This window comes from Chryseobacterium sp. DZ-32 (assembly GCF_059587025.1).
The window spans coordinates 45,781-70,649 of the sequence record NZ_JCAIOM010000020.1 but is presented as its reverse complement, the minus strand read 5'-3'; the positions used below and the strand labels follow the sequence as shown (position 1 = coordinate 70,649).

General features: G+C 38.5%; 23 protein-coding genes. 18 read left to right on the top strand and 5 right to left on the bottom strand.

Translation table 11 applies throughout. The annotated features are described in order from the left end of the window. Nucleotide 1 precedes the first annotated feature (1 nt). The 12 genes from AC59HC_RS19460 (at nt 2) to AC59HC_RS19405 (ending at nt 13,665) form a co-directional block, all read left to right on the top strand. Nucleotides 2–622 (top strand): alpha/beta hydrolase, encoded by a 621-nt coding sequence (locus AC59HC_RS19460; protein ID WP_496559190.1) that lies wholly within the window; start codon nt 2–4, stop codon nt 620–622. Nucleotides 623–1,003: 381 nt separating this feature from the next. Next, nucleotides 1,004–2,614, top strand: a complete 1,611-nt coding sequence (locus AC59HC_RS19455; RefSeq protein WP_496559189.1) for a Na+/H+ antiporter — start codon at nt 1,004–1,006, stop codon at nt 2,612–2,614. 255 nt (nt 2,615–2,869) lie between these two features. After that, nucleotides 2,870–3,181, top strand: coding sequence for a hypothetical protein (locus tag AC59HC_RS19450; RefSeq protein WP_110010608.1), 312 nt, complete (start codon nt 2,870–2,872; stop codon nt 3,179–3,181). Between the two features lie 11 nt (nt 3,182–3,192). Next, nucleotides 3,193–3,777, top strand: a complete 585-nt coding sequence (locus AC59HC_RS19445; protein ID WP_202839206.1) for a Crp/Fnr family transcriptional regulator — start codon at nt 3,193–3,195, stop codon at nt 3,775–3,777. Nucleotides 3,778–4,238: 461 nt separating this feature from the next. Further along, on the top strand, nt 4,239–5,114 hold the full coding sequence (locus tag AC59HC_RS19440) for a pirin family protein (RefSeq protein ID WP_496559188.1): 876 nt from the start codon (nt 4,239–4,241) through the stop codon (nt 5,112–5,114). A 40-nt stretch (nt 5,115–5,154) separates the two neighbouring features. After that, a complete protein-coding gene (locus AC59HC_RS19435) occupies nt 5,155–5,844 on the top strand; it encodes a hydrolase (RefSeq protein WP_496559187.1) in 690 nt (229 codons plus the stop codon). A gap of 60 nt (nt 5,845–5,904) precedes the next feature. Continuing rightward, on the top strand, nt 5,905–7,677 hold the full coding sequence (locus AC59HC_RS19430; RefSeq protein WP_496559186.1) for an amidohydrolase: 1,773 nt from the start codon (nt 5,905–5,907) through the stop codon (nt 7,675–7,677). Between the two features lie 181 nt (nt 7,678–7,858). Further along, nucleotides 7,859–8,290 (top strand): DoxX family protein, encoded by a 432-nt coding sequence (locus AC59HC_RS19425; protein ID WP_202839209.1) that lies wholly within the window; start codon nt 7,859–7,861, stop codon nt 8,288–8,290. Continuing rightward, the gene (locus AC59HC_RS19420; RefSeq protein WP_343639193.1) at nt 8,287–9,654 is read left to right on the top strand and encodes an alginate export family protein; all 1,368 of its coding nucleotides are present in this window, start codon (nt 8,287–8,289) and stop codon (nt 9,652–9,654) included. The genes AC59HC_RS19425 and AC59HC_RS19420 overlap by 4 nt, the downstream gene beginning before the upstream one ends. Before the next feature lie 286 nt (nt 9,655–9,940). Beyond that, nucleotides 9,941–10,669 (top strand): M17 family peptidase N-terminal domain-containing protein, encoded by a 729-nt coding sequence (locus AC59HC_RS19415; protein ID WP_446105311.1) that lies wholly within the window; start codon nt 9,941–9,943, stop codon nt 10,667–10,669. Nucleotides 10,670–11,073: 404 nt separating this feature from the next. Further along, nucleotides 11,074–13,200 carry a type IA DNA topoisomerase gene (locus AC59HC_RS19410; RefSeq protein WP_496559185.1) on the top strand — a complete coding sequence of 709 codons (2,127 nt, stop codon included), beginning with the start codon at nt 11,074–11,076 and terminating at the stop codon, nt 13,198–13,200. 270 nt (nt 13,201–13,470) lie between these two features. After that, a complete protein-coding gene (locus tag AC59HC_RS19405; protein WP_343639187.1) occupies nt 13,471–13,665 on the top strand; it encodes a hypothetical protein in 195 nt (64 codons plus the stop codon). 7 nt (nt 13,666–13,672) lie between these two features. Here AC59HC_RS19405 and AC59HC_RS19400 read toward each other — a convergent pair whose 3' ends face one another. The 4 genes from AC59HC_RS19400 to AC59HC_RS19385 all read right to left on the bottom strand — a co-directional run bounded on the left by AC59HC_RS19400 (nt 13,673) and on the right by AC59HC_RS19385 (nt 16,946). Next, a complete protein-coding gene (locus AC59HC_RS19400) occupies nt 13,673–14,164 on the bottom strand; it encodes a hypothetical protein (RefSeq protein WP_429813588.1) in 492 nt (163 codons plus the stop codon). Nucleotides 14,165–14,357: 193 nt separating this feature from the next. Continuing rightward, nucleotides 14,358–15,209, bottom strand: coding sequence for a helix-turn-helix domain-containing protein (locus AC59HC_RS19395; protein ID WP_496559184.1), 852 nt, complete (start codon nt 15,207–15,209; stop codon nt 14,358–14,360). Between the two features lie 350 nt (nt 15,210–15,559). Next, nucleotides 15,560–15,982: a hypothetical protein gene (locus tag AC59HC_RS19390; protein ID WP_454511022.1), complete on the bottom strand. Its 423-nt coding sequence runs from the start codon at nt 15,980–15,982 to the stop codon at nt 15,560–15,562. Between the two features lie 94 nt (nt 15,983–16,076). Beyond that, nucleotides 16,077–16,946 carry a helix-turn-helix domain-containing protein gene (locus AC59HC_RS19385; protein WP_429813594.1) on the bottom strand — a complete coding sequence of 290 codons (870 nt, stop codon included), beginning with the start codon at nt 16,944–16,946 and terminating at the stop codon, nt 16,077–16,079. A 102-nt stretch (nt 16,947–17,048) separates the two neighbouring features. Between AC59HC_RS19385 and AC59HC_RS19380 the strand changes: the two genes are divergently transcribed. From AC59HC_RS19380 to AC59HC_RS19365, 4 genes are all read left to right on the top strand, one after another. Continuing rightward, on the top strand, nt 17,049–18,455 hold the full coding sequence (locus AC59HC_RS19380) for an aldehyde dehydrogenase family protein (protein WP_429813597.1): 1,407 nt from the start codon (nt 17,049–17,051) through the stop codon (nt 18,453–18,455). A gap of 11 nt (nt 18,456–18,466) precedes the next feature. Next, entirely contained in the window at nt 18,467–20,020 is a 1,554-nt protein-coding gene (locus AC59HC_RS19375) for a GMC family oxidoreductase (protein ID WP_496559183.1), read from the top strand. 122 nt (nt 20,021–20,142) lie between these two features. Beyond that, on the top strand, nt 20,143–20,565 hold the full coding sequence (locus AC59HC_RS19370; RefSeq protein ID WP_496559182.1) for a PaaI family thioesterase: 423 nt from the start codon (nt 20,143–20,145) through the stop codon (nt 20,563–20,565). 118 nt (nt 20,566–20,683) lie between these two features. Continuing rightward, nucleotides 20,684–21,028 carry a phage holin family protein gene (locus tag AC59HC_RS19365; protein WP_114821738.1) on the top strand — a complete coding sequence of 115 codons (345 nt, stop codon included), beginning with the start codon at nt 20,684–20,686 and terminating at the stop codon, nt 21,026–21,028. A gap of 49 nt (nt 21,029–21,077) precedes the next feature. On the opposite strand, the gene AC59HC_RS19360 is transcribed toward AC59HC_RS19365, so the two are convergent. After that, entirely contained in the window at nt 21,078–21,944 is an 867-nt protein-coding gene (locus AC59HC_RS19360; RefSeq protein WP_202839223.1) for a T9SS type A sorting domain-containing protein, read from the bottom strand. A gap of 205 nt (nt 21,945–22,149) precedes the next feature. Here AC59HC_RS19360 and AC59HC_RS19355 point away from each other — a divergent pair, with 205 nt between their 5' ends. Together AC59HC_RS19355 and AC59HC_RS19350 are read left to right on the top strand one after the other, a co-directional pair. Beyond that, nucleotides 22,150–24,144 (top strand): S9 family peptidase, encoded by a 1,995-nt coding sequence (locus AC59HC_RS19355; protein ID WP_120231784.1) that lies wholly within the window; start codon nt 22,150–22,152, stop codon nt 24,142–24,144. A gap of 150 nt (nt 24,145–24,294) precedes the next feature. Continuing rightward, a complete protein-coding gene (locus tag AC59HC_RS19350; RefSeq protein WP_202839224.1) occupies nt 24,295–24,789 on the top strand; it encodes a DNA-deoxyinosine glycosylase in 495 nt (164 codons plus the stop codon). Nucleotides 24,790–24,869 lie beyond the last annotated feature (80 nt).

The window sequence follows — 24,869 nt, the reverse complement described above, 5'->3', positions numbered from 1 at the left end:
AATGAGTCATACTTTAAATATAAAAACAGCAGGAATACCCTTGAATCAGGCAGAAAAAGCCTTGATCATGATTCACGGACGCGGAGGAAGCGCTCAGGATATTCTGAGTTTATCCCAGCATTTGAATGTAAAAGATTATGCTTTGCTGGCCCCACAAGCTTTGAATCACACCTGGTATCCTTTTTCATTTATAGCTCCGGTGGAACAAAACGAACCGTGGTTATCATCGGCCCTTGAAATGGTTGAAGAAACCGTAAAAGCGGCTGTCAATGCAGGAATAAAACCCGAAAACATCTACTTCTTCGGATTTTCCCAGGGAGCCTGCCTTACCCTTGAATTTTTAGCCCGTAATGCTCAGAAGTTCGGTGGTGCGGCAGCTATTATTGGTGGCGTGATTGGAGATAAAATCAACCGTGAAAATTATAAAGGTGATTTTGCAGGAACTCCGGTTTTCCTGGGAACCAGCAATCCTGATTTTCATGTTCCGGTAGAAAGAGTATATGCTACAGCCAATATTTTTAGAGAAATGAATGCGGAGGTAACAGAGAAAGTATATGCCAATTTTGGACATTCTATTAACGAAGAAGAAATTGAAATAGCGAATTCAGTTATATTTAAATAGTTTAACCACAAAAGTCACAAAAGATTTGATAAGTAAATATCGAGCGCTTAAAAAGAACACTTAAGTTTTATAAAAATCTTTGATTTTTCTCTCATGTGATCTTTATATTGTATATTATTAAACTTTACAAACATTTTAAAACAAAAACTTTGTGACTTTTGTGGTTATTACATTTTTAAGTAACCTAGTGAAGTGGAGATTCCTACGGAATGGCAAAGTATGAGGATTAACTATCCATACAGATTGTCACTCCGTAGGAGTCTCAATAAATAAATTAACATTCAATAGCGGTGGGCTTTAGCCCGCCTTTAAAAAAATAAATTTACCACTGGCTTTAGCCCAAACATAAATGATCAGAATCTGAAATCTAACTTCAAAAACATGCACGAACAATTACTTTTAATATTAGGACTTTTATTACTTGTTATGCTGCTGGTCATGCTGGCACAACGGATCAAAATTGCCTATCCTATCTTTCTGGTACTTGCCGGATTGGGGATCAGCCTTATTCCCGGAGTCCCTGTTTTAAAGCTGGATCCGGAGATTATATTTCTGATTTTCTTACCACCTCTTTTATACGAAGCAGCCTGGTACACTTCATGGAATGATTTCTGGAAATGGAAACGTCCCATCAGCTTGTTGGCATTTGGGTTGGTATTTCTTACATCTTTGGTCGTTGCTTACACTTCACAAATGCTGATTCCGGGATTTACGCTGGCTTTAGGCTTTTTATTGGGAGGAATTGTTTCGCCACCGGATGCGGTAGCAGCCACAACAGTTTTAAAAGGATTAAAAGTACCGAAACGTACCCTCGCTATACTGGAAGGAGAAAGTCTGATTAATGATGCCTCTTCACTGATCGTTTTCAGGTTTGCTCTGGCCGCTGTAATGACGGGTGCTTTCTCAATGCATGAAGCTACAGGACAGTTTTTTCTGGTAGCAGGAATGGGAATTGTCGTAGGAATTGCCGGAGCACATATTTTTTATGCCATTCACCGTTTTTTACCTACAACACCTGCTATTGATGCGGCACTTACCGTAATGACGCCATATATTTTATTTCTTTCTGCAGAACATTTTCATTTTTCGGGAGTGATGGCGGTAGTGAGCGGAGGATTGTTTATGTCATTCCGTGCTCATGAGATTTTTAAAACAGGAACTACGAGAATCAATATGACAGGAGTCTGGAACACGCTCATCTTTGTGATGAATGCTTTGGTTTTTGTATTAATAGGTCTTGAACTTCCTGATATCATCAATGGATTGGGTGAAATTTCAGTAATGGAAGGCATCAAATATGGTTTGGTTATAAGTTTGATTGTCATTGTGGTACGTCTTTTATGGATCTATCCCGTAGCTCACCTTCCAAGGTGGTTCAGTGAAAAAGCCCGCCGTGATCCGAGTCCGGGATGGAAAAACCCCTTGATTATAGGATGGGCAGGAATGAGAGGGGTGGTCTCACTGGCAACAGCACTATCCATTCCGGTTATGATGAATTCGCAGGCTGAATTTCCTATGAGAAACCTGATCATTTTTATCACATTTGTCGTCATTTTTGTGACATTAGTGTTTCAGGGATTGACATTACCTGTGATTATTAAATTAACAAAAATAGGGGAGATCGATCATATTTTGCCTTCTCACGAACAGCAGGCCGGAATTCAGATGAGACTGGATAAACTTGCCGTTCAGAGGCTTGATAACGAATACAATGAGGTGTTGAACAGCAATAGTCTCCTTGAAAATCTTAAAAATACGCTGGAAAGTGATATCAAACTTCACCAGAATCATCTCAATTCTATTGAAATGTGTACCAACAGGCAAAACGATATGGCAGAATATCATAAAGTAATGCTGGATATATTTGCCTTACAGCGAAAAGAACTGTTTAAAATGAAACGCGAAAAACTTTTCAGTGATGACGAGATTCGAAAAGCAGAATCACAACTGGATCTGAATGAATTAAAAATTACAGGAAATAAGCATTTGTAGCGGGTTTCGGGTTTGAGGGTAAGAGAGTGGGTGCGAGGTTTCGAGGTTTTGGATACGAGTGGGAGAGTATGAGGATGGGTGCGTTTGAAATTATAAGAGTGTAAATTATTACAGACAGAATGAACAAACTAAGCCCTTTATCTATTTTACACTATATCATTCCGCAGGAATCTAAATCGTCATTTTACCCTTCAAGTAAACAATATAAACATTAAACTCTGAACCTTGAGCTTTAAACTTTAAACATTGAACAACATGAAAACATTACATTTTTTAGTCATAGGAAAGAACCAGGAAATTCTGGATACTTTAAAAAGAATTATAGAAAATAATGAGGGCTGGACAGCAGAAATACAAAGTGATGAAAATTTCTGCTATGAATATATAAAAGAAAATGTGGTAGATATTGTCCTTTTAAGCTCTGGATTGGAAGAAGATTTTGAGAAAGATATAAAAATATTCTGTGCCGGTTTGGATAAGGACGTTAAAGTAATCGATCATTATGGAGGAGGAAGTGGACTTTTAAAGAATGAAGTTTACAGTCTTTTTCCTAATTTGCAGGGATAAAACCTGACATTATGTTCGAAAATATCATCAAAAATATTACGCGATTTATTTCAATCACTCCCGAAGAAGAAAAAACCTTTACAGATCTGCTTGTCTGCCAGTCGTTTCCAAAGAAAACGGTTTTACTCAGAGAAGGAGAGATCTGTCAGTTTGAAGGGTATATTCACAAAGGATGTGTGAGAATGTATTGTTTGGATGATAATGGTTCCGAAGTAACGTTATTGTTTGCCATCGAAGATTGGTGGATCAGTGATATTGCCTCATTTCATGAACAGAAGCCTTCTAAGGTTTTTATCGAAACGCTGGAAGATTCTGAAATCTATATGTTGAATACTACAACAAAAGAAAAACTGCTGCAGGAAGTTCCTAAATTTGAAAGAGTTTTCAGAATGCTGGTTCAGAGAAACCTGGCAACCCTGCAAAGCCGATTGGTGAATACCATTTCAAAGACTGCATCAGACAGATACCTTGAGTTCATCAAAGTATATCCTTCAATCCCCCAAAGAGTAGCGCAGTATTATATTGCTTCCTATCTGGGAGTTTCAAAAGAATTTGTCAGTACCATAAGAAAGCGCCTTGCTTCAAAGGAGAAATAAATCTTAGTTTTTTATACTTGCAGATTGCAGAGATTTGCATGGATTTTAAATTATATTCACCCATTTTATCGGAGATAAAATCCTTGCGTCATAAAAAATATTTAGCTTAAAAAACAACTCGCGTCTTTGCGTTTTCCAATTATTTTTTTGCTTATCATTCCTACAGAGGTTCCTAAGGAATGACACAGTTGAAATAACGGTCTTACCCACACAGTTTGTCATTCCGTAGAATCTAAATAGAGTTATTCTTTAAAATATTATATCAAATTAAATAGTTCCTAAGAGTAAAAAGACTTTTACACTTTACAAAAAATAACAATCCATTATAGTTATACTGCCGAATACAAAAGTATCCGGCATTTTTTTTTTGCTTCAAAGTCATTTATTAAACTAGTTAAATGTGCAGGGTTTCCGGTCTCTCTAAATTTGTCCTATCAAACAAGAACAAATAACAATCTGATATGGACAGAAAAGATTTTTTAAAGAAAGGATTATTGGGAACAGGAATGTTTGTAGCATCAGCTTCTTTGGCCGGCGCTATGAAAAATGACATCGATGAGATCGAACCACTAGAACCGATCGGATACAATCATCTTCCCAATACAGAATCAAAAATAAAAGAAAACTCTGTGATCCACAGAGCAGACTCAAGAGGGAAAGCGGATCACGGATGGCTGTTGAGCCAGCACACTTTCAGTTTTGCCAATTATTACAACCCTGAAAGAATGCACTTCGGAGTATTGAGGGTTTTGAATGATGATAAAGTGGAAGCAGGAAGAGGTTTCGGAACCCACCCTCACGACAATATGGAAATCATCAGTATTCCTTTGGAAGGTGACCTTGAACACAAAGACAGCATGGGAAATACAGCGGTGATCAGAAGCGGAGATATTCAGGTCATGAGTGCAGGAACCGGAATTATGCACAGCGAATTCAACAAAAACAGTGATCAGCCGGTGAAATTCCTTCAGATCTGGATTTATCCGAAAAAAAGAAATGTGACACCGAGATATGATCAGATTACATTAGATAAAACCAAAGGTCATAATCAATTTCAACAGATTCTTTCCCCCAATGCAGGTGACGAAGGTGTATGGATTCATCAGGATGCGTGGTTTCATCTGGGAACTTTTGATCAGAATAAAGAAACGCATTATCTAATCAGAAAAAAAGGAAACGGAATCTATGCTTTTATTTTGAAGGGAAGCGCAGAAATAGGCGGAGAGATTATAGAAGAACGTGATGGATTCGGAGTATGGGATATTCAGGAAATTAACATCAAAGCCCTTAAAGAAGGTACCGAAATCCTTTTGATGGAAGTACCAATGACACTATAAAAATTAAACAGAAATAACAACCCTTAAATTTTAAATTATTATGAAAAAATTAATCCTATCATTTGCAGCTGGTTTATTATCATTAACTGCATCAGCTCAAAACCCTGGAAAATCATTATTAAACCCTACCAATCACGCAGTAGTACTCATCGACCATGAAGGACAAATGGCTTTTGCCACAAAAAGCATCAGCATGGAAAAATTAAGAAATAATGTGGCACTGGTAGCAGGAGGATCAAAAATATTCAATGTTCCTACAGTAGTAACGACGGTGGCAGAAAAGTCATTCAGCGGACCTGTTTTCCCGGAAATTTCAGAAATATACCCGCAAGCAACCAGTGGATATGTAGACAGAACTACTATGAATACGTGGGAAGATGTTAACGCTCACAAAGCCATTACAGGAAAAAATAAAAAGAAACTGGTTTTCGCCGGATTATGGACAAGTGTATGTATCGTAGGACCTGTATTATCAGCGATTGACGAAGGTTACGATGTTTATGTAGTAACCGATGCTTCAGGGGATATTTCTAAAGAAGCGCACGATCAGTCAATCACCCGTATGGTTCAGGCAGGAGCACATCCAATCACTTCTGTTCAGTATGTATTGGAGTTACAGAGAGACTGGGCTAGAAAAGAAACATACAAACCGGTTAATGACCTGATGAAAAAACATGGTGGAGCTTACGGTATTGGAATTCAATATGCTCAGGAAATGTTAAAACACTAATGGGGGCTGTTTCGGCAGGCTGAAAGCCTGCCGAAACCTTCAATCTTAAATATTGAAATAATGAAACTACTGAATATACTTACACTTTCCACGGTTTTGGCAGCAGGAATTCTTAATGCTCAGAAAGCAGACATGATCATTACCAACGGGAAGATTACCACAATGGATGATAAGAATCCGGAAGTACAGGCTGTTGCCATCAAAGATCACAAAATCTTACAGGTGGGAACCAACGCCCAGATTTTAAAATTAAAAAACGGCGGTACAAAAGTCATTGATGCTAAAGGAAACAGAGTGATTCCCGGATTATTTGATAGCCATTTGCATGTAATCCGAGGAGGACGATTTTACAATACCGAACTTCGTTGGGATGGTGTGAAATCTTTAAAAAGAGCTTTGGAAATGCTGAAAGAACAGGCTCAGAGAACACCGAAGGGACAATGGGTAAGAGTCATTGGAGGCTGGAATGAATATCAGTTTGAAGAAAAAAGACTTCCCACACTGGCTGAAATTAATGAAGCTACGGGAAATGTGCCTACTTTCATCATGTATCTCTATGGAAAAGCCTGGTTAAACAAAGCCGGATTAAAAGAACTGAATATCAATGGAGATACCCCAAACCCTTCTCAAGGTTTAATTGAAAAAGACAATAACGGAGATCCCACAGGATTATTGGTGGCAGAACCGAATGCATTTATTCTTTATTCAACATTAGCGAAACTTCCGGAACTGAAAGAAGAAGAAAAAGTAAATTCTACCCTTCAATACATGACGGAACTGAACAGATTGGGAGTGACTGCAGTAATGGACGCAGGTGGAGGATTCCAGAATTTTCCGGATGACTACGGAACAACGGATCAGCTGAACAAACAAGGGAAAATTACCGTTCGTCTTCCTTACTATTTATTTGCCCAGAAAAAAGGATCTGAGCTTGCCGATTACACCAAATGGATTGGAATGGTAGAAATTGACGACCATGGTCATAATGATTTTAATGAAATCGATTATCATGTCAACGGTGGAGGGGAAAACCTGGTATCAGACGGAGCCGACTTTGAAAACTTTCTTTTCCCAAGACCGGAACTTCCGGCTACGATGGAGAAAAATATGAGAGAGGTGGTAAGTCTTCTGGTAAAAAACAAATGGCCTTTCAGAATTCATGCAACCTATAATGAAAGTATCACCAGATTTTTAAATGTCATTGAAGAAGTAAACAAAGAAACTCCTTTGAACGGATTAGTATGGTTTATCGACCACGCAGAAACCGTTACCGAAGATAATATGAAAAGAATCAAAGCGTTGGGCGGAGGAATTGCAGTACAGCACAGAATGGCGTATCAGGGAGAAAGCTTCATCCACAGATATGGTAAAAAGCCGGCTTTGACATCTCCTCCGGTGAAAAAAATGCTGGAAATGGGAATTCCGGTTGGATTAGGAACAGACGGAACCAGAGTCGCAAGTTATAACCCATGGGTAGCTTTATACTGGATCACCACAGGAAAAACAATAGGAGGAACTCAGGTGATGGGTAAAGAAAATACGCTGGACAGAAAAACTGCTTTATCACTTTCTACTTACGGAGGATACGAACTCATTAAAGACTATCAGAAAGGAAAAATACAGAAAGGATACTTTGCAGATCTTACCATTCTGGATAAAGATTATTTCACAGTCAATGATGAAGACATCAAAAACATCACTTCAAAATTAACGATCGTAGACGGAAAAGTCGTGTACGGAGATGAAACCTACAAAACAGCAGCTCCGGCACCACTTCCAGTCATACCGGACTGGTCACCTGTGAAATATTACGGAGGCTATCAGACAAAATAATTTTTTAGCCATAAAAGTTTTTAATTATTCAAGTATCAACCAACGTTCCAACTGAAGGGGTGAAAATTCCCCTCCTTTGGAGGGGTGTCAAAAATTCTTTGAATTTTTGACGGGGTGGTCAACCCAGCATTAATACAATCACGATAATCAAGTTAATTCATAGCTAAAATTCTTTCCAATCATGAAAAAGTTAATCCATATCATCACCAATACCAATCCCGGAAGAAAATTAACCGATGCTGCACTTTTAGTCTTCAGAGTTTTCCTTTCCGTAGAATTAATCGTAGCCCACGGATTAAAAAAAATAGGAGTAGGTGTTTCAGAAGCAGAGCAGGTTCCGAACCCGCTGCACCTTCCGGAAGCATTCAACAGTCTTTTTGCTGATGCAGCCAATCTGGTATTTCCGGTATTTGTGATCTTTGGTTTTTTCACAAGAATTGCAGTGCTGCCAATTTTAGCGGTGACGCTTACAGGATACTTTATTCTCCATTGGAATGATGCTTTACTGGTAAAAGACACTCCTTTTATGTACAGCTTGTGTTATCTGTTTTTACTGTTTATGGGAGCTGGAAGATATTCTGTGGATCATTATTTAACAAAGAAATCATCATGAAAAAACTGATTGCCATTGTACTGTTGCTGCAGATTTTTATTCCACTTCAAATTTCTGCCCAGTTCAAGCTGATGAGGTTTGATGAAGATTATGCTTCCTATAAAGACTCTGCAAAAACTTTTTACAACTCCATCAAATACATACCTATTGCAGAAAAAAGCAACCATTATCTTTCATTGGGGGGAGAAGCAAGACTGGAATTTGTAGATTTTAATAATGAAGATTGGGGTAGAACGGATATCGGGAGCAATCCTTTTCTGATTCAAAGATACAGTGTACATGCAGATCTGCATCTGGGCTCACGGGTAAGAATTTTCGGGCAGGTGAGAAGTGCCTGGGAAAACGGAAGGAAAAATGGTCCGAGACCTATTGATGAAGACCATTTGAATATCCAGAATCTCTTCATTGATATTGATATTCTGAAAAATGACAAAGAAAAGTTGACTGTGCGTGCCGGAAGGCAGGAGCTTGATTATGGAAGCGGAAGACTGATCTCGGTAAGAGAAGGTCCGAATTTAAGACTCTATTTTGATGGATTAAAATTGATGTACAAAAGAGGGAATTTCAGATCTGATGCCTTTATGATGGCCGCCAGTGAAATCAATCCGGGAGCTTTTGATAACAAGTCTTCAAAATCAGTCAACCTTTGGGGAAGTTACAACACATGGATTATTCCCAGAAGCGGAAACCTGGAGCTCTATTATCTGGGAATTCACAGAAAGGATGTACGTTTTGAAGATGGACTTTCCGATGAGAACAGACATACTTTTGGCGGAAGATTCTGGAAATATGGAGGAGGTTTTATTTACAATTTTGAAGCAGCCTACCAGTTCGGGAACTTTAATAAAGGAAATATCAGTGCATGGACAGCTTCTGCAGACATCGGATATATGTTTGAAAATGTAAAAGGAAAACCTACCATCAATCTTAGAAACGATTATATTTCAGGGGATAGCAATAAAGGAGACGGAACATTGGGAACATTCAATCCGCTGTACCCGAAAGGTGGGTATTTTGGATTTAATCCTCAGATCGGTCCTGTAAATTTAATTGATATCCATCCTTATGCGACCATTGATTTAGGTAAAAAAATAGCAGTACAGGCAGATGTAGTTTTCAACTGGAGATACTCTACTCAAGACGGAATTTACAGGCCCAGCGGAACATTGAACCTGGCGTCTTCCAACTCAAAAAAGAGATACATCGGAACTGCATTTTTAGGAAGTTTCAATTATAAGATCAATCCATTTTTAACCTTTAATACCGGAATACAATATTTCAATACCGGAGCCTTCATCAATGATGTAATTGATAACCACAAAGACGGACTTTTTATCAACTCCAGAATTGTATTTAAATTCTAAAAAACATAGGGAATTTGAAAATTTGAAAATGAGATCATTTGAAAATAAATTCAATAATTACCCCAGATCAATGCACCTCTCCATCACAGAAACTACCTTTGAAAAACAAATAAAAATATCCGGAGCGAAGCGACTCGCGCCTTAACAAAATAAACCTTAAAAAACTTAGCGCCCTTGCGTTATTCCAACAAACAAAAATTAAAACCCGCAACAAAAATAACAAGCAACAAAAATAACCCGCAACTCGAACCCCGAACCCCGCAACAAACAACAAAAAATAAATCACATGAAAAATACACTAAAACACTTACTGGTAATTACAGCTTTAGCATTATCTACAATTAATTTTGCCCAAACTACAACAACAGCTCCAGCAAAGACAACAGCCATCGGAACTTCCAAAACCTGGGGAACCGTAGACGGAATTTCCATAATAGGATTGGTACAGGGGCCATCGTCTGCTGACGCCCAGCTTCAGGTAGCCTGTGTTTTTGAATATACAGAAGGTGATATTTTCAGTCCTCAGGCATTACCCGCTAAATTGAACGGATTGGTTCACCTCGATGAGGCTTTAAAAGGAGAACTGACCAACCTTAGAAAAACAGGACAGTTTCAGGGACATTCTTTGGAAACCATTTTAATTACGCCTCCTGCAGGATCGATGTCTGCAAAGAAGTTATTATTGATCGGTTTAGGTGACCGTAACAAATTCACGCCCGATTTAATGACTTCCGTAGGCGAAGTAGCAGCCCGTGAAGCCATGAGATTAGGCGTTACCAATTTTGCATTCGCCAGCGACTTGAAAGATGCAGGAATAGATTCCCCAACCGCTTTGGTAGCAGGGAATGTGGTAAGAGGAATCGTACATGCCAACCGTTCTGAAAATTACCTGAAAGAACACAAATTATCCACCACAAAAAAATTAGAAAAAGTATACCTTCTGGCTGGTCCTGCCTTCTTTGAAACTGCAGGCGGAGGAATTTCCGATGCCATTTCAGAAGTAAAAAAGAAATAATGAACTAGTTTCATTACATTGTTGATCTGGCCTCCTTTTTATAAGGGGGCTTTTTGTATAAAAATGATTACGATTACATATCCAAAAAGCAATTTGTTTAAACGCAAAGTTGAATTTTTTTTTAAAATTCTAAGGGAGCAAAGATGGAATCAATGAAATTGATTCTTTCCAAGCTTGTGGATTATCCTTTTGCTTCATCGGCGACTTTAGTTGTATTTCTTTGCTCCCTCAAATAAATAATAGAATCCAATAACCTTTGCGTTTACATATGTTGTAAAACTTTAGTTCTTTAGAATATAAAAACGTAATTTGCTCTTTCTCAACTTTAAGACCTCAACCCTCAACGAAATTTGAAAAGTCAAAAAAAATCCCGATTTTTGCACTCCTTCAATAAACCCGAGTTCATGAAATTATGTATTGCCGAGAAACCCAGTGTTGCCAGAGATATCGCCAAAGTATTGGGCGCTACCACGCCTAAACAAGGCTATATGGAAGGAAACGGCTATTGCGTAACATGGACGTTCGGACACCTTTGTACCCTGAAAGAACCGCACGACTACGGTCCACAGTTCAAATCCTGGAACCTCTTTTCACTACCCATTATTCCCAACAGCTTTGGAATCAAGCTGATCCCGAATAAAGGCGTTGAAAATCAGTTTAAAGTCATTGAAAGATTGGTGGAAGAATGTGATGAGGTCATTAACTGCGGGGATGCCGGGCAGGAGGGAGAACTCATTCAGCGTTGGGTCTTACAGAAAGCAAAATGCAATAAACCGGTTCAGCGTTTATGGATTTCTTCGCTAACTGAAGATGCGATTAAAGAAGGATTTGCAAGTTTAAAACCAGCAGAAGATTATAAAAATTTATATTTGGCTGGAAACGCCAGAGCTATAGGAGATTGGTTATTGGGAATCAATGCAACGAGGCTTTTTACGAAGAAATTTGGGGGAAATAAAGCAGTTCTTTCCATTGGAAGAGTGCAGACTCCTACATTGGCGATGCTTGTGCAGCGTCAGAAAGAAATTGATGCCTTTACCACGGAAGAATATTGGGAACTGAAAACGAAATACCGTGACGTGATTTTCAATGCCGCGATCGACCGTTTAAAAACATTGGAACGTGCTGAGAAAGGATTGGAATACCTTAAAGTCAATCCATTTGAGATCGTTTCTTTCGAAATTAAAGAAGGAAAAGAAAAAAATCCACGTCTTTTCGATTTGACCGGACTTCAGGTAGAAGCCAATAAAAAATATGGATATTCAGCAGAAAATACCCTGAATTATGTGCAAAGTCTGTACGAAAAGAAGCACGTAACTTATCCGCGTGTTGATACCACCTACTTATCAGACAGTTTGTATCCGAAAATTGCAGGAATCCTTCAGAAAATGTATCCGTATCAGGATCTGATTGCCCCGTTGCTGGAAGCTCCGATTCCAAAATCAAAGGCTGTTTTCGACGATACAAAAGTAACGGATCACCACGCCATCATTCCTACGGAAATCCCGCCTTCTCAGAATTTGAGCAGGGAAGAAAAACTGATTTATGATCTGATTGCAAAACGTTTTATAGCCGTATTCTATCCGGAATGTAAAATTTCCAATACTTTGGTAGAAGGAAAAGTAGGAACCATTCCTTTCAAAACCAGCGGAAGACAGGTTCTTGAAGCAGGATGGCGAGCCGTTTACGCCAAAGAACCGAAAGAAGAAAACACCGATAAGGAAAAAGAAAAAGAGGAAGAACAAACCATCCCTGAATTTATTGTAGGAGAAACCGGACCCCACGATCCGATGATCCACCAGGGAAAAACAACGCCTCCAAAACCTTACACCGAAGCAACATTGCTGAGAGCGATGGAAACTGCCGGAAAACAGGTAGAAGATGAAGAATTGCGTGAAATGCTGAAGAACAACGGAATCGGAAGACCATCTACCCGTGCCAACATCATAGAAACCCTCTTCAAAAGAAAATACATCGAGAAGAAAAGAAAAAATCTGATCGCTACCCAAACCGGAATCCAGCTGATCGATACCATCGAAGACGAACTGTTAAAAAGCCCGGAACTGACCGGAGAATGGGAATCCAAACTTCGTAAAATTGAAAAAGGAGAGTATGAAGCTAATCTTTTCAAAGAAGAACTGATTCAGATGGTGACAGAACTCACTGAAAAAGTGGTGTACGGAAAAGGAAAAGTAATTACCCTCCAGGAAGAAGAAAAAGAAGAAGTCAAGGAGAAGAAAAAAAGAGAACCTGCGCAGAAAAAAGAACTTCAGTCCTGGGAAGAAACGAAATGCCCGAAATGTAAAGAACATAATCTGATCAAAGGAAAAACCGCCGTAGGCTGCTCCGATTTCAAAAACTGCGGTTTTAAAATTACGTTCGAAATCTTTGGCAAGAAACTATCCGATAAACAACTTTTAGATTTGGTATTAAAAGGAAAAACTTCAAAATTAAAAGGCTTCTCTACCCACCCGGAAGCAATCACAGAAGGTGTTTTGACTTTAAGTGATGATTTCCAGGTACAATTGAGCTAATCAATAGTATACTTAATCTAAATTATCAACTACCATTTGGAAAGAATAAACTAACTGGAATTATCAGGTGGAGAATACGGGATTCGAACCCGTGATTTTTCAATACCTGATTAAGCGTATCGGTTATTTTATATCGGGATTCCTGCACTTTTCTAGATATCATTCAGCAATAACCATTTTATCGGAGATAAAATCTTAGCGCCTTAAAAATATTTAGTATGGAAAGAACTTGTGTCTTTGCGTTTTCCAACCCATCTAGATTCCTATGGAATGACTAGGTGTACGGATAAACTAAGCGTTGTATTTGTTATTCCACAGGAATCCAATCTTATTCTTTTCTGCACAATCACAAGCCTTATCCTAGATACCAATACTCCAACTGAATATGTAAAAATTCCCATCTTCCCGAGGGTGGCAAAAATTCAAAGAATTTTTGACGGACTGGTTTTACAGTTTCTCGAATAACCTGTCATCATGAAATGCCAACATTCTCCCTTTTCTGTTTGATAAACTGAAAAACAGATCCAACAATAAAAAGCAGAAGAATAACAAGAAGAGTCTGCCCGATGATGGGATCTTTGATATCTTTAGCCAAAGGATGTCCAATCGGAACCCGTGTGAATGTCTCGTTAACAGTGGGAACCAGCGACAGGAAAAAGCTGAATGACAACAGGAAATTCTCAAAATACCTGGCTTTCTTACTTTCTTTTTTATTGGCAAAAAGAAAATAGGCCACAGTGATCAAAACAATGATAAATAATGAGAACACATGTCCTGCATTAAAACCTCCGTTTTTGGAGATACCTAATGCTGTAAGTGAAGTGACGGCCGTCGTATAAAAATAGACTTTTCCTGACGGCTGAGCCAGATTGATTTTACCATATCTGATAAATCCTATCACTGCGCCAACAAGAGCTGTTACGCCAATAATAGTGTGAAAAATTCCTAAACCTGATAGATTCATATTGATTGTATTTTAAAATTGATACTTATAAGCTGCAGGTATATTACTGTTCCCTGTAACTGACGGTACAAATTTGCGATAGAAATACAGAAATGATTTTGGGATTTAGTTCAAGAATTTGGGATTTTGGTTCAAAAAAGAACTCCTTATCAAAACAGGAAATACATTTATAATCTTTAAAAAGGTACGATTATCATCCTTTCCGTTCCTGGCGGTAATTGGAGGGCGTTATATGAAATTTATCGCTGAAGTTTTTGGTAAAAGTGGTCAGATCGTTGAATCCGCATTCGAACGCGATATCGGTAATGCGTTCATCGGATATTAAAAGTAATTCAGCGGCTTTTTCCAGTTTTTTATTTCTTATATAATTGGCAGGAGTATCGTTGTATAGTTTTGCAAATTCTCTTTTGAAAGATGATACACTTAGATTGCTTTGCTCAGCAAGCTGTTCGATTGTTAGCTGTGAAAATAAATTCGCTTCAATGATTTGCTTAAAAGAATAAGCGGTGGGAGAGAAAAGCTGTGACAGGATCAGCTGAACGGCCTTTGCACTGTGTGACTGAGCCAGCAGCAAAATGATTTCCTTGAGCTTTAGAACCAATATATCTTCATTAACGAGGGAAGGGTTTTCAAAATAAAAAAGCAGCCCCTCTACATACTTCTGGATCAGGAAATCATTGTTTATTTTCTCATTGGATTTATTAGAAACGATATCGGAAGGTTTTTGCAGCAATAAAGGCAATTCTCTGTCATAAATTTTTTTCAGGATGTCAGGATAGAACGTAATGATCACAATTTCACAATGATCCCCTGACGTTGAGTTCTGAATATGTTTTCCGGAGCTGATACAATTCAGAAAAAGGGAATAATTTGCCGTAACATCAAACTCCTGCTCCTCTGTTTTGTACTGAAACTCACCTTTAAGTACATACAGAAAGCAGGCTTGCTCCGAAACCGGAAAATCATACCTGAAGGACCCTGATATATCAATTTTCTGTATCAGGGTTTTCCCAAACAATTCGTGTTTTTTGTAAGCATTCAGCATAATGGAGTACGTGAGTTTTTGAATTCAATAATCAGGAAAAGTTAAATAATTTACATTGTAAATGCAAAGCTACAATCCATTTTATCGGAGATAAAAATCCTTGCGCCTTACTTAAGACAAAACTAGCGTCTTTGCGTTTTCTAACAAAAACAATGCAGAAATTCCTATGGAATGACCAGGTGCATGGATAAACTAAGCTTTTTATTCGTCATTCCGCAGAAATCCCGCCTTACCCTTTTTCTATACAATCACATTCGTTATATTATGTACCAATACCCCAACTGAAGACGTAAAAATTCCCCTCTTCCGGAGCGGTGGCGAAAATTCAAAGAATTTTTGACGGGGTGGTTTTACCGGAACAATTTCTCATACCAGGCGCCAACATCGCTTTTAATCTCCTCATGATGCTTACATAAAATCACAGCCAGCTCCAGTTCAGACCTGTCAGATTGATAAGGATTCAAAGTAAGAAACCCGAAGAAATTTCCATCCTGATCAACAATTGCAGGAGGATAAGAAGCATAAGCATTCCATGGTGAATAGGGGCCATAGGTACTTCCGTAGTTTCCATACGTATTCCAGATAGATTTTGAGCTGAAAACATTTCCGTAATCACCAAACTTATTCCATATCGAATTTTTATCAAAATTGTCACAGTTTAAACATCCCAGATATTCTTTTTGATCTGCACCGCCATACAAATGCAGGGTTTGCGCATAAAAGACACAGCATAAGAGAAGACTTACAACAATGAACACTTTTTTACAGTACATAGGATGATTACTTTATTCAATAATGACAACTGCCAGAAATAAAAAGACCGGTACTAACCTCCATTTTCTTGCTTCCATCTTCCAGCTTTATCTATCAATCTACCTTAAACTTCTTCGGAGACTTTCCGGTGATCTGGGTAAATTTTCTGTAAAAATACTCCAATGTATTAAAACCTGATTCAAAACAGATATTTTTAATCCCGATTTCAGGATTGCTGATCAGCAATTGCTTGGCGTGTTCTATTCTCAACTGAATAATATATTCTACCGGAGTACAATTGTAGGAATGCTTAAACTTTTTAAACAGATTGGCTTCGCTCATTCCTGCAAGCGCAGCAAGTCTCCTGATGGTAATTGGTTCTCTGTAATTGTTTTTGATGAAATGAACCACTTCCTGAAGTCCGTTCTGTATATTTTCTGCCTTTCCAGAATGGAGGAGGATATGCTTTGCATTGGTTTTCATCAGCTCATAAATCAGTTCTTTAAGACTTAAGCTTAAAAGAAAATCCGAGGTATTATGAAGATTTCCGTCAATTCTTCTGTTATAAAGATTGGTAAGGCTTCTCCATAAAGACTCATCCGAACTGATGAACTTTTTCACAGTGTTTTCTTTCATCATAATTCCTGTTCTGTCCCAGTCCGGATGCCAGTTTTCAATCACTTCGGAGAATACACTGTCAATATACTCCTGCTCAATATTCAATACCAGACATTTCGTAGGTTCTTTAAAAACGGGATGGATATCGATACTCAGTTCCTTGTTACAGGGCGGAATAAATACACTTCTCTCCTTGAATTCAAAAGTCTCATCATCACTGCGAATAATCTTATTGCCACTCAGCATAAGCGTGATAACAGGCTCTTTAAAAAAGAAAGGAAAATCATGACAAACTACATTTGTTTCAAATACATTCAATTCACCAAAAGGAATGCTGAAAACAGTTTTTTCTTCGATCTTTTCCATGATAGGGAGAGTTTAGGTTAAAAAAAATAGAGAATAAGTAAATAATTTATATCATGTTATTACCATTTTCGGATTACGTAAAATACAAAATAATTTAAAACAATGGAAAATACATCAGCAGCCAAACAAACCCATATCCCAGATACTCAGTTTTTATCCGTAAATCCTTCTACCTTAGAGGTTATAGGTGAAGTAACCAATACTTCTCGTGAGGAGATTGATGCTAAAATTGAGAAAGCAAAAAAAGCCCGGAAACTATGGGCCGCAAGACCGGATGCAGAAAGAAAAGAGATTTTATTAAAAGTAGCGGAAGCGTTGCAGCAAAATTCAAAACACCTTGCAGAATGGATCACCCGCGAGCAGGGAAAACCGTTGAATGGTCCTGGAGCTAATTTCGAAATGCAGGCTTGTGTAGGCTGGACACAGGTTCCCGCATCACTGGATTTACCCGAAGAAATTGTTTTCGAAGACGACACACGAAAAGATGTTGTATACAGAAACCCGATTGGAGTAGTAGCAGCCATTGCTCCCTGGAACTGGCCTTTGATGATTGCTATCTGGCAGATTATTCCTTCATTGAGAATGGGAAATGCTGTCATCATCAAACCTTCGGAATATACCACTTACTGCAGTCTGGAAATGATAAAAGTGATCAACAGTGTCCTTCCTGAGGATATTTTGCAGGTAGTTACCGGCAGAGGAGAAGTAGGTGGTTACCTTACCTCACATCCGGAAATTGGGAAAATTATGTTCACAGGCTCTATCGCAACGGGGAAGAAAGTCATTGAAGCTTCTGCTAAAAATATGGCCCGGTTAACCCTCGAATGTGGAGGAAATGATGCAGGAATTATTTTACCCGGACTTGATGTTTCCAAGTATATTGATGGGATTTTCTGGGGTGCTTTCCTGAATATGGGGCAAACCTGTGCCTGCTTAAAAAGACTATACGTTCATGAAAACGATTACGAAAAAGTCGTTAAAGCATTGGCAGACTATTCTTCCAATATTCCAATGGGGAACGGAGCGGATGAAGCCAGCGTTTTAGGGCCTATCCAGAATAAAATGCAGTACGATAAAATTCAGGATCTGATTCATGATTCCGAAAACATCGGGGCAGACTTCATATTCACAGGGCAAAAACCTGATCTGGAAGGCTATTTTATTCCCGTAACTCTGGTGGGAAATGTAGATAACGGAGACAGAATTGTAGACGAAGAACAGTTTGGTCCTGTGTTACCAATTATTAAGTATAAAACGTTGGAAGAAGCCATCAGTAAAGCCAATGATTCAGAAAACGGACTGGGAGCTTCCGTTTGGAGTGATGATCCTGACGAAGCTCAGAAAGTCGCTGTACAACTGGAAGCAGGAACTGTCTGGATCAATCAACATGGTGCTATTCACCCGTTTGTTCCCTTCGGAGGCGTAAAACAATCTGGTTATGGAGTAGAATTCGGAATAGAAGGATTAAAAGCAGTTACCGTTCCTAAAGTCATCAGCATTAAAAAATAAAGTTAGAACTCATGAAATACGATTTTATAATTGTCGGATCCGGTTCGGCAGGCGCTGTAATCGCTAATAGATTAAGTGAAAACGAAAATATAAATGTCCTTTTACTGGAGGCAGGTCCCGATGATAAAGTGGCTGAAGTGGAAGAACAGGCCGGCTGGCCCGCTATCTGGAATACGGAGAGAGACTGGGCGTATCATACCGTTGAGCAGGAGTATGCAGGAGGGAATACAAGATACTGGCCTCGTGGTAAAACTTTGGGTGGTTCAAGTTCCATCAATGGAATGATCTACATCAGAGGGCATCAGCAGGATTATGATAGTTGGGCTTATAAAGGATGTGTGGGCTGGGACTGGAAAAGTGTTCTGCCTTATTTTAAGAAATCAGAAACCCATGAAGAAGGTGAAGATGACATTCATGGAGGGGAAGGACCGCTTTTTGTAAGTCGTATCAAGCGCCCGAATGCCATTTCAGTTAGTGCTGTTGAAGCATGTAAGGAACTTGGTTATCCTTTAACGGATGATTTTAATAAAGAAATCTGGGGTGCAGGTCTTAACCACCTCAGTGTAGGAAAAGACGGTAAAAGATGTTCTACCGCGAAAGCATTCTTGGATCCTGTGAAATCGAGGCCCAATCTGTATATTCATACCAATGCACTGGCTCAGAAATTAATTTTTGAAGAAAATGAATGTGTTGGAGTTCAGTATTTGAAAGACGGTGAATTAGTAGAAGTGGAAGCAGAAAAAGAAGTCATTGTATCCTGTGGAACCATAGAATCTGCCAAACTTCTGATGCTTTCCGGAATTGGTGATCAACAGGAATTGGAATCAGTAGGAATTCCGGTAGTAAAAGATTTGAAAGGAGTTGGAAAAAACCTTCAGGATCATCTTTTGGCAAGTGTTATTTTTAAAGCTAAAAAAGATATTCCTGCTCCGGAAGCCAATCTGCTGGAAGCCCAGTTATTCTGGAAAAGCAAAGAAGAAATGGCTTTCCCTGATCTGCAGCCTTTGTTTATGGGACTTCCTTATTACAGTCCGGGATTCACAGGGCCGCAAAACGCATTTACATTTTGCGCCGGATTTATCAGACCTGCCAGTAAAGGGTATATCAAACTGACGTCTTCCGATCCTTTCGCTTCTCCGGAAATTAACCCGATGTATCTTTCTGAAGAATCCGATCTGGAAGCTCTTTATCAATGTGTAGAAATATGCCGCGAAATGGGAAAAACAGAAGCCATGAAAGAATGGAATGACGGTGAAATCTATCCCGGAGAAGGAAAAACAAAAGAGGAAGTGATAGATTATATCAAAAAATCATGTTCCACCTATCATCATATGACCGGAACCTGTAAAATGGGAATCGACAGCCATTCTGTAGTAGATCCGAGACTGAAAGTATATGGAATAAAAGGATTAAGGGTAGCTGATGCATCCATTATGCCGGATGTGGTTTCCGGAAATACCAACGCACCTACCATTATGATTGGTGAAAAAGCAGCCGATATGATCAAGGAAGATCATCATCTGAAAGCGTCAGGTTCATCTGAAAAGTTATCGTTTGTTGTGTAAGAAGGGTTAAAATCCTTGAAAAGAAGCCGTTTCATGTTTATGGAGCGGCTTTTTAATGAAAAATTGAAAGATCATTGAGATCAAAAACGTTATAGCGCTTACCTTTGTTTAAAATAAAATTCATGACACCAGAAAAAAAGAAACTCATTACAGACAGCTTCAGCCGCTCGGAAACCCTGAAATTCTATAAAGCTGAACTGCTGGAAGTAGAAACAGATTTTATATCCATGAAGATCCCTAAAATGGAAATGATGACCCGAAAAGCAGGAATGTTCAATGGTGCAATGATCGCCTCTCTGGTAGATGTTTCTTCAGGATATGCCGCTGTGAGCCACTATCCGGAAGACTGTTATGTAGTGACCGTTGAGCTGAAAGTGAACTACCTTCGTCCTGCAATGGGAGACGCTCTGGTTTCAAAATCCTATGTTATCAAAGGTGGAGGAAAAATTGTGGTTGTGCGAACGGAAATCTATGTTCAGACCGAAGGATCTGATTCAGAAAGTCATGTGGCGACCTCATTAGTTACCATGATGAAAATAAAATAAGAATTTAAAGGAAATAAAAGCCGGAATATTCCTTCAATAAAGGATTTCAAAGCATTTTTTTTTCCGGAATGGAATGGCTTTTGCTCAACAAACCCCATAAACATTAAAAAATATCACAATGAACTTAATTATCCGACTTTTTATTACAGCAATTGTTGCTTATCTTTTAACTAAAATTTTACCGGGAGTGCAGTTTGAAGGATTTTCTTCAGCCATCATCTTTGCGATTGTACTTGGGGTTCTTAACATATTTGTAAAGCCAATTTTAAGTCTGTTTGGCCTTCCGCTGACTATTCTTACCTTAGGATTCTTTGCGCTGGTAATTAATGCCGCAATAGTCCTGATTGCAGACTATTTCATAGACAGTATGGTTGTAGATGGGTTCTGGTGGGCATTTATCTTCAGTATATTATTATCAATCGTAACTTCTCTGGCGAATTCAATGTTCTCAGATGGAGATTAATTAAAATCATAAAGATCAAAAAAGAAATCCGCTCAACGAGCGGATTTCTTTATTTTTTAATGAACTTCAGTAACACGAGGTCTCCTTTCGAATCTTTAAGCTTTAAAAAGTAATTTCCTGAAATAAGCTGACTAATTAAAATTTCTTTCATAAACTGATCTTTTAAAATCACCCTTCCATTCACATCTATAATCTCATATTCGTTGAAGTTCCGGTCAGTATTTACTTTTAAAATATCTGAAACAGGGTTCGGATAAACTTTGATTAAAACGCTTTTATTTTTAGAGACTGATTCATTAGATGCTAAAAATAAACATGAAGGCGGAGTGGTTATTACCCCATCTGTAAAATCATAATACAAAGTACTTCCCATCGGAATCAGATTGGTACTGACGGTAGCAGGAATATTCTCAAATAGAGTACAGTTATTAAAACGGACATTGGCACTTTCAAAATCTCTCGTAGTCTTATACCATGATTCACATCCGGCAGGTTGCATTACAACTCCAGGCCAGAATGTATCGATTGCAAATCCGTCTATAGAATTGGGACTGACCATATCAACCATTACACAGCTTCCTGATGCCCATGTGGAAGGTGCTTTAAAATAAATAGCAGCAGTAGGAATACTTCCTGTGTAATACTTTTTACTGATTACAGGAGACGAACTTCCTTGTCCGTTAACAAGAAATGCCTTGATCTCTTTATTCTGATCAATAGAAATCTGCACATTATTTACGGCAGAGGAAGAACTAATCGTCGGAGTGCTTCCGTCAGTGGTATAATAAATAGTCCCGTTTCCATTAATAGTGACCTGATAAGGATTATAATAATGATTGGGAAAAGGACTCATCGTAAGCTGTGAAAAAAAAAATGAGGACACACAAAGTGAAGAAAAAAGTATAAATTTTTTCATATTAAATGGGTATTAGTTTAGTTTTTTGTAAAACTAATAAAATTTTTGCCATACATAAATCAATTATTTTTCAACTTTAAAAACTTAATGTTAATTCTTTCGTCCGTTTTTATTTTAAATATTAACTTTGGCAATCTTTGAATTTAATAAAAGGATGTAGGAAATCAACTGATTTTGTACATCCGTTAAAAATGAATATCAACATATGAAACTTAAGTACAGCCTGCTGGCTTTGGCAGCTCCGCTTTTAATGAATGCACAACAAGTAATGACGCCTGAAATTCTTTGGACTTTGAAAAAAGTTGGGGTACAGGCAGTTTCACCAGATCAGGGTTCTCTTATCTATAAAGTAGGGCAGGTAGACCTGAAAACAGAGAAAACGAAAAATGAAAACTATTTTCTGAATGTTCTTAATAACCAGTCTTCCAAAATCGATTTCGGGAAAAAAGCCCTTATTCAGTGGGATAAAAACGGAATCTATGCTCAGGAAGGAGATAAAATCTATCTTTCTAAAGATGCCGGAAAAACCTGGACAGAATTTTATACCATTGGTGAAGCAGATAATATCGTAATTTCTCCTGACGGAAAGAAAATTGCTTTCAGCAAGCAGGTATTGGTAGAAAAAGTAATGGGGAAAGATAAATTCAGCGATACTCCTAAAACAACGGCTCAGGTATACACAGACCTGAATCACAGACACTGGGATTATTTCAATGAAGGAAAATATAACCATGTATTTGTAGTGAATACAGCCGATAAAGTAGAAGGAGCGAAAGATCTTCTGGAAGGAAAAACCTGGGATTCTCCGCAAAGACCTTTCGGTGGTGCTGAAGATTTTATCTGGAGCCCGGATTCTGCACAGCTTTTATATGTTACCAAACCTAAAAGTGGTAAAGAATATGCTACAAGTACCAATACCGATATCTTTGCTTATGATCTGGCATCAGGTACTACCAAAAACCTTACAGAATCCAACAAAGGATATGATGTAAACCCAAAATTCAGCCCGGACGGAAAATCTCTGATCTGGCAGAGTATGGCCAGAGATGGATATGAAGCAGATAAAAATGATGTGAAAATCCTGGATTGGAAGTCAGGGAAGACCACTAACCTTACCTCAGGCTGGGATGAAAGTGTTTCAGGAGACGTTCTTTGGGGAGCAGATTCAAAAACGATCTACTTCACAGCGGCATTCAGAGGTACAAAACAGCTTTTCTCGCTGGATTCAAAATCAGCAAAAGTACAGCAAATCACTAAAGGAGATTTTGACGTAAACGAAATCTTTACAGACAATAAAACTTCACTTTTAGTAGGAAGAACAGACGTAAACCATGCTACAGAATTATTCTCTGTAAACGTTAAGAATGGAGAAATGAAGCAGGTAACTGAAGCGAACAAGGAAACTTATGCTAAGCTGGCTCAGGGGAAATCTGAACTTAAAATGGTGAAAACTTCAGATGGTAAAGAAATGGGAGTTTGGTTCCACTATCCACCGAACTTTGACCCGAACAAAAAATATCCGACTCTGGTATATTGCCAGGGAGGCCCACAGTCTGCACTTACTCAGTATTTCAGTGTAAGATGGAACTTTGCTTTAATGACAGCTAATGATTATATCGTGGTAGCTCCGAATAGAAGAGGTATGCCGGGCTGGGGAACAAAATGGAATGAAGAAATTTCAAAAGACTGGGGCGGACAGCCAATGAGAGATTATCTGGCAGCCACAGATTTTGCGAAAACTTTACCATATGTGGACGGTGACAGGGTAGCAGCTGTAGGAGCTAGTTACGGAGGATACAGTGTATTTATGCTGGCCGGAATCCATGAGAACAGATTCAAAACATTTATAGCTCATGATGGTTTATTTGATATGAAATCATGGTATCTGACTACCGAAGAACTATGGTTTGCCAACTGGGATCTTGGTTCTCCATGGGAAAAACCACTTCCAAAAGCGTACACAGAATTCAATCCAAGCAATTTTGTAGAAAAATGGAACAAACCTATTATGATTGTTCAGGGAGGAATCGATTTCCGTGTTCCCTACGAGCAGGGTCAGGAAGCTTTCCAGGCTGCAAAATTAAGAGGATTAAAATCTAAACTGGTGTACTTCCCGAACGAAAACCACTGGGTACTTCATCCACAAAACGGATTGGTATGGCAGAGAGAATTCTTTGACTGGCTGAAGGAAACTTTGTAGACAAACAATATAAAATATCAATAGAAACGGGCTTTAGCCCGTTTTTTTTAATTAAAAAAACAATGACTTTAGCCAAAACCTCAATAACTTCCTTCTTCAGGCTCCCGGTTTCCTGCCTAATTAAAATAAATTAAATCTTTATATTTGAATATGCAAAAGCGTATTTCTTCATTTCCACCCATTATTGACGCTCAGTCTGAAATTCTGATTTTAGGATCAATTCCCGGAGTGAAATCACTGGAAAAACAGCAGTATTATGCCCATCCGCAAAATAAATTCTGGAAAATCATTTTTGAATTGCTGAACGAACAATTTACTGATGATTACACACAAAGAATTGAAACGATAAAGAAACATCATATTGCCCTGTGGGATGTCATTGATTCCTGCGAGAGAAAAGGAAGTCTGGATTCTGAAATCAGGAATGAAGAAGCCAATCAGATTGCAGAACTGTTAGAAGAACATCCGAACATCCAAGCTATTTTCTGCAACGGCGGAAAGTCATACAAGAACTTACAGAAACTGCTCGGGAAAGATTATAAGCTGCCCGTTTTTTTATTGCCTTCTACCAGCCCGCTTCATACGGTTTCTTTTGAAAAGAAGCTGGAAGAGTGGAAAAGAATTTTGGAATTTTTGGGTGATTAGGAGTTCTGGAATTCGAGGTGCGGGATTCGGGATATTGACTGGGAGAGTTTGAGAGTTTGGGAATGAGAGGGTTTGAGAGG

Coding starts and splice junctions, on each gene's coding strand:
- AC59HC_RS19445 (WP_202839206.1), top strand. CDS start 3,193: ATGTTCGAAAATATCATCAAAAATATTACGCGATTTATTTCAATCACT.
- AC59HC_RS19410 (WP_496559185.1), top strand. CDS start 11,074: ATGAAATTATGTATTGCCGAGAAACCCAGTGTTGCCAGAGATATCGCC.
- AC59HC_RS19395 (WP_496559184.1), bottom strand. CDS start 15,209: ATGCTGAATGCTTACAAAAAACACGAATTGTTTGGGAAAACCCTGATA.
- AC59HC_RS19350 (WP_202839224.1), top strand. CDS start 24,295: ATGCAAAAGCGTATTTCTTCATTTCCACCCATTATTGACGCTCAGTCT.
- AC59HC_RS19370 (WP_496559182.1), top strand. CDS start 20,143: ATGACACCAGAAAAAAAGAAACTCATTACAGACAGCTTCAGCCGCTCG.
- AC59HC_RS19415 (WP_446105311.1), top strand. CDS start 9,941: ATGAAAAATACACTAAAACACTTACTGGTAATTACAGCTTTAGCATTA.
- AC59HC_RS19375 (WP_496559183.1), top strand. CDS start 18,467: ATGAAATACGATTTTATAATTGTCGGATCCGGTTCGGCAGGCGCTGTA.
- AC59HC_RS19385 (WP_429813594.1), bottom strand. CDS start 16,946: ATGGAAAAGATCGAAGAAAAAACTGTTTTCAGCATTCCTTTTGGTGAA.
- AC59HC_RS19450 (WP_110010608.1), top strand. CDS start 2,870: ATGAAAACATTACATTTTTTAGTCATAGGAAAGAACCAGGAAATTCTG.
- AC59HC_RS19355 (WP_120231784.1), top strand. CDS start 22,150: ATGAAACTTAAGTACAGCCTGCTGGCTTTGGCAGCTCCGCTTTTAATG.
- AC59HC_RS19435 (WP_496559187.1), top strand. CDS start 5,155: ATGAAAAAATTAATCCTATCATTTGCAGCTGGTTTATTATCATTAACT.
- AC59HC_RS19390 (WP_454511022.1), bottom strand. CDS start 15,982: ATGTACTGTAAAAAAGTGTTCATTGTTGTAAGTCTTCTCTTATGCTGT.
- AC59HC_RS19440 (WP_496559188.1), top strand. CDS start 4,239: ATGGACAGAAAAGATTTTTTAAAGAAAGGATTATTGGGAACAGGAATG.
- AC59HC_RS19365 (WP_114821738.1), top strand. CDS start 20,684: ATGAACTTAATTATCCGACTTTTTATTACAGCAATTGTTGCTTATCTT.
- AC59HC_RS19455 (WP_496559189.1), top strand. CDS start 1,004: ATGCACGAACAATTACTTTTAATATTAGGACTTTTATTACTTGTTATG.
- AC59HC_RS19380 (WP_429813597.1), top strand. CDS start 17,049: ATGGAAAATACATCAGCAGCCAAACAAACCCATATCCCAGATACTCAG.
- AC59HC_RS19400 (WP_429813588.1), bottom strand. CDS start 14,164: ATGAATCTATCAGGTTTAGGAATTTTTCACACTATTATTGGCGTAACA.
- AC59HC_RS19360 (WP_202839223.1), bottom strand. CDS start 21,944: ATGAAAAAATTTATACTTTTTTCTTCACTTTGTGTGTCCTCATTTTTT.
- AC59HC_RS19460 (WP_496559190.1), top strand. CDS start 2: ATGAGTCATACTTTAAATATAAAAACAGCAGGAATACCCTTGAATCAG.
- AC59HC_RS19420 (WP_343639193.1), top strand. CDS start 8,287: ATGAAAAAACTGATTGCCATTGTACTGTTGCTGCAGATTTTTATTCCA.
- AC59HC_RS19430 (WP_496559186.1), top strand. CDS start 5,905: ATGAAACTACTGAATATACTTACACTTTCCACGGTTTTGGCAGCAGGA.
- AC59HC_RS19405 (WP_343639187.1), top strand. CDS start 13,471: ATGACTAGGTGTACGGATAAACTAAGCGTTGTATTTGTTATTCCACAG.
- AC59HC_RS19425 (WP_202839209.1), top strand. CDS start 7,859: ATGAAAAAGTTAATCCATATCATCACCAATACCAATCCCGGAAGAAAA.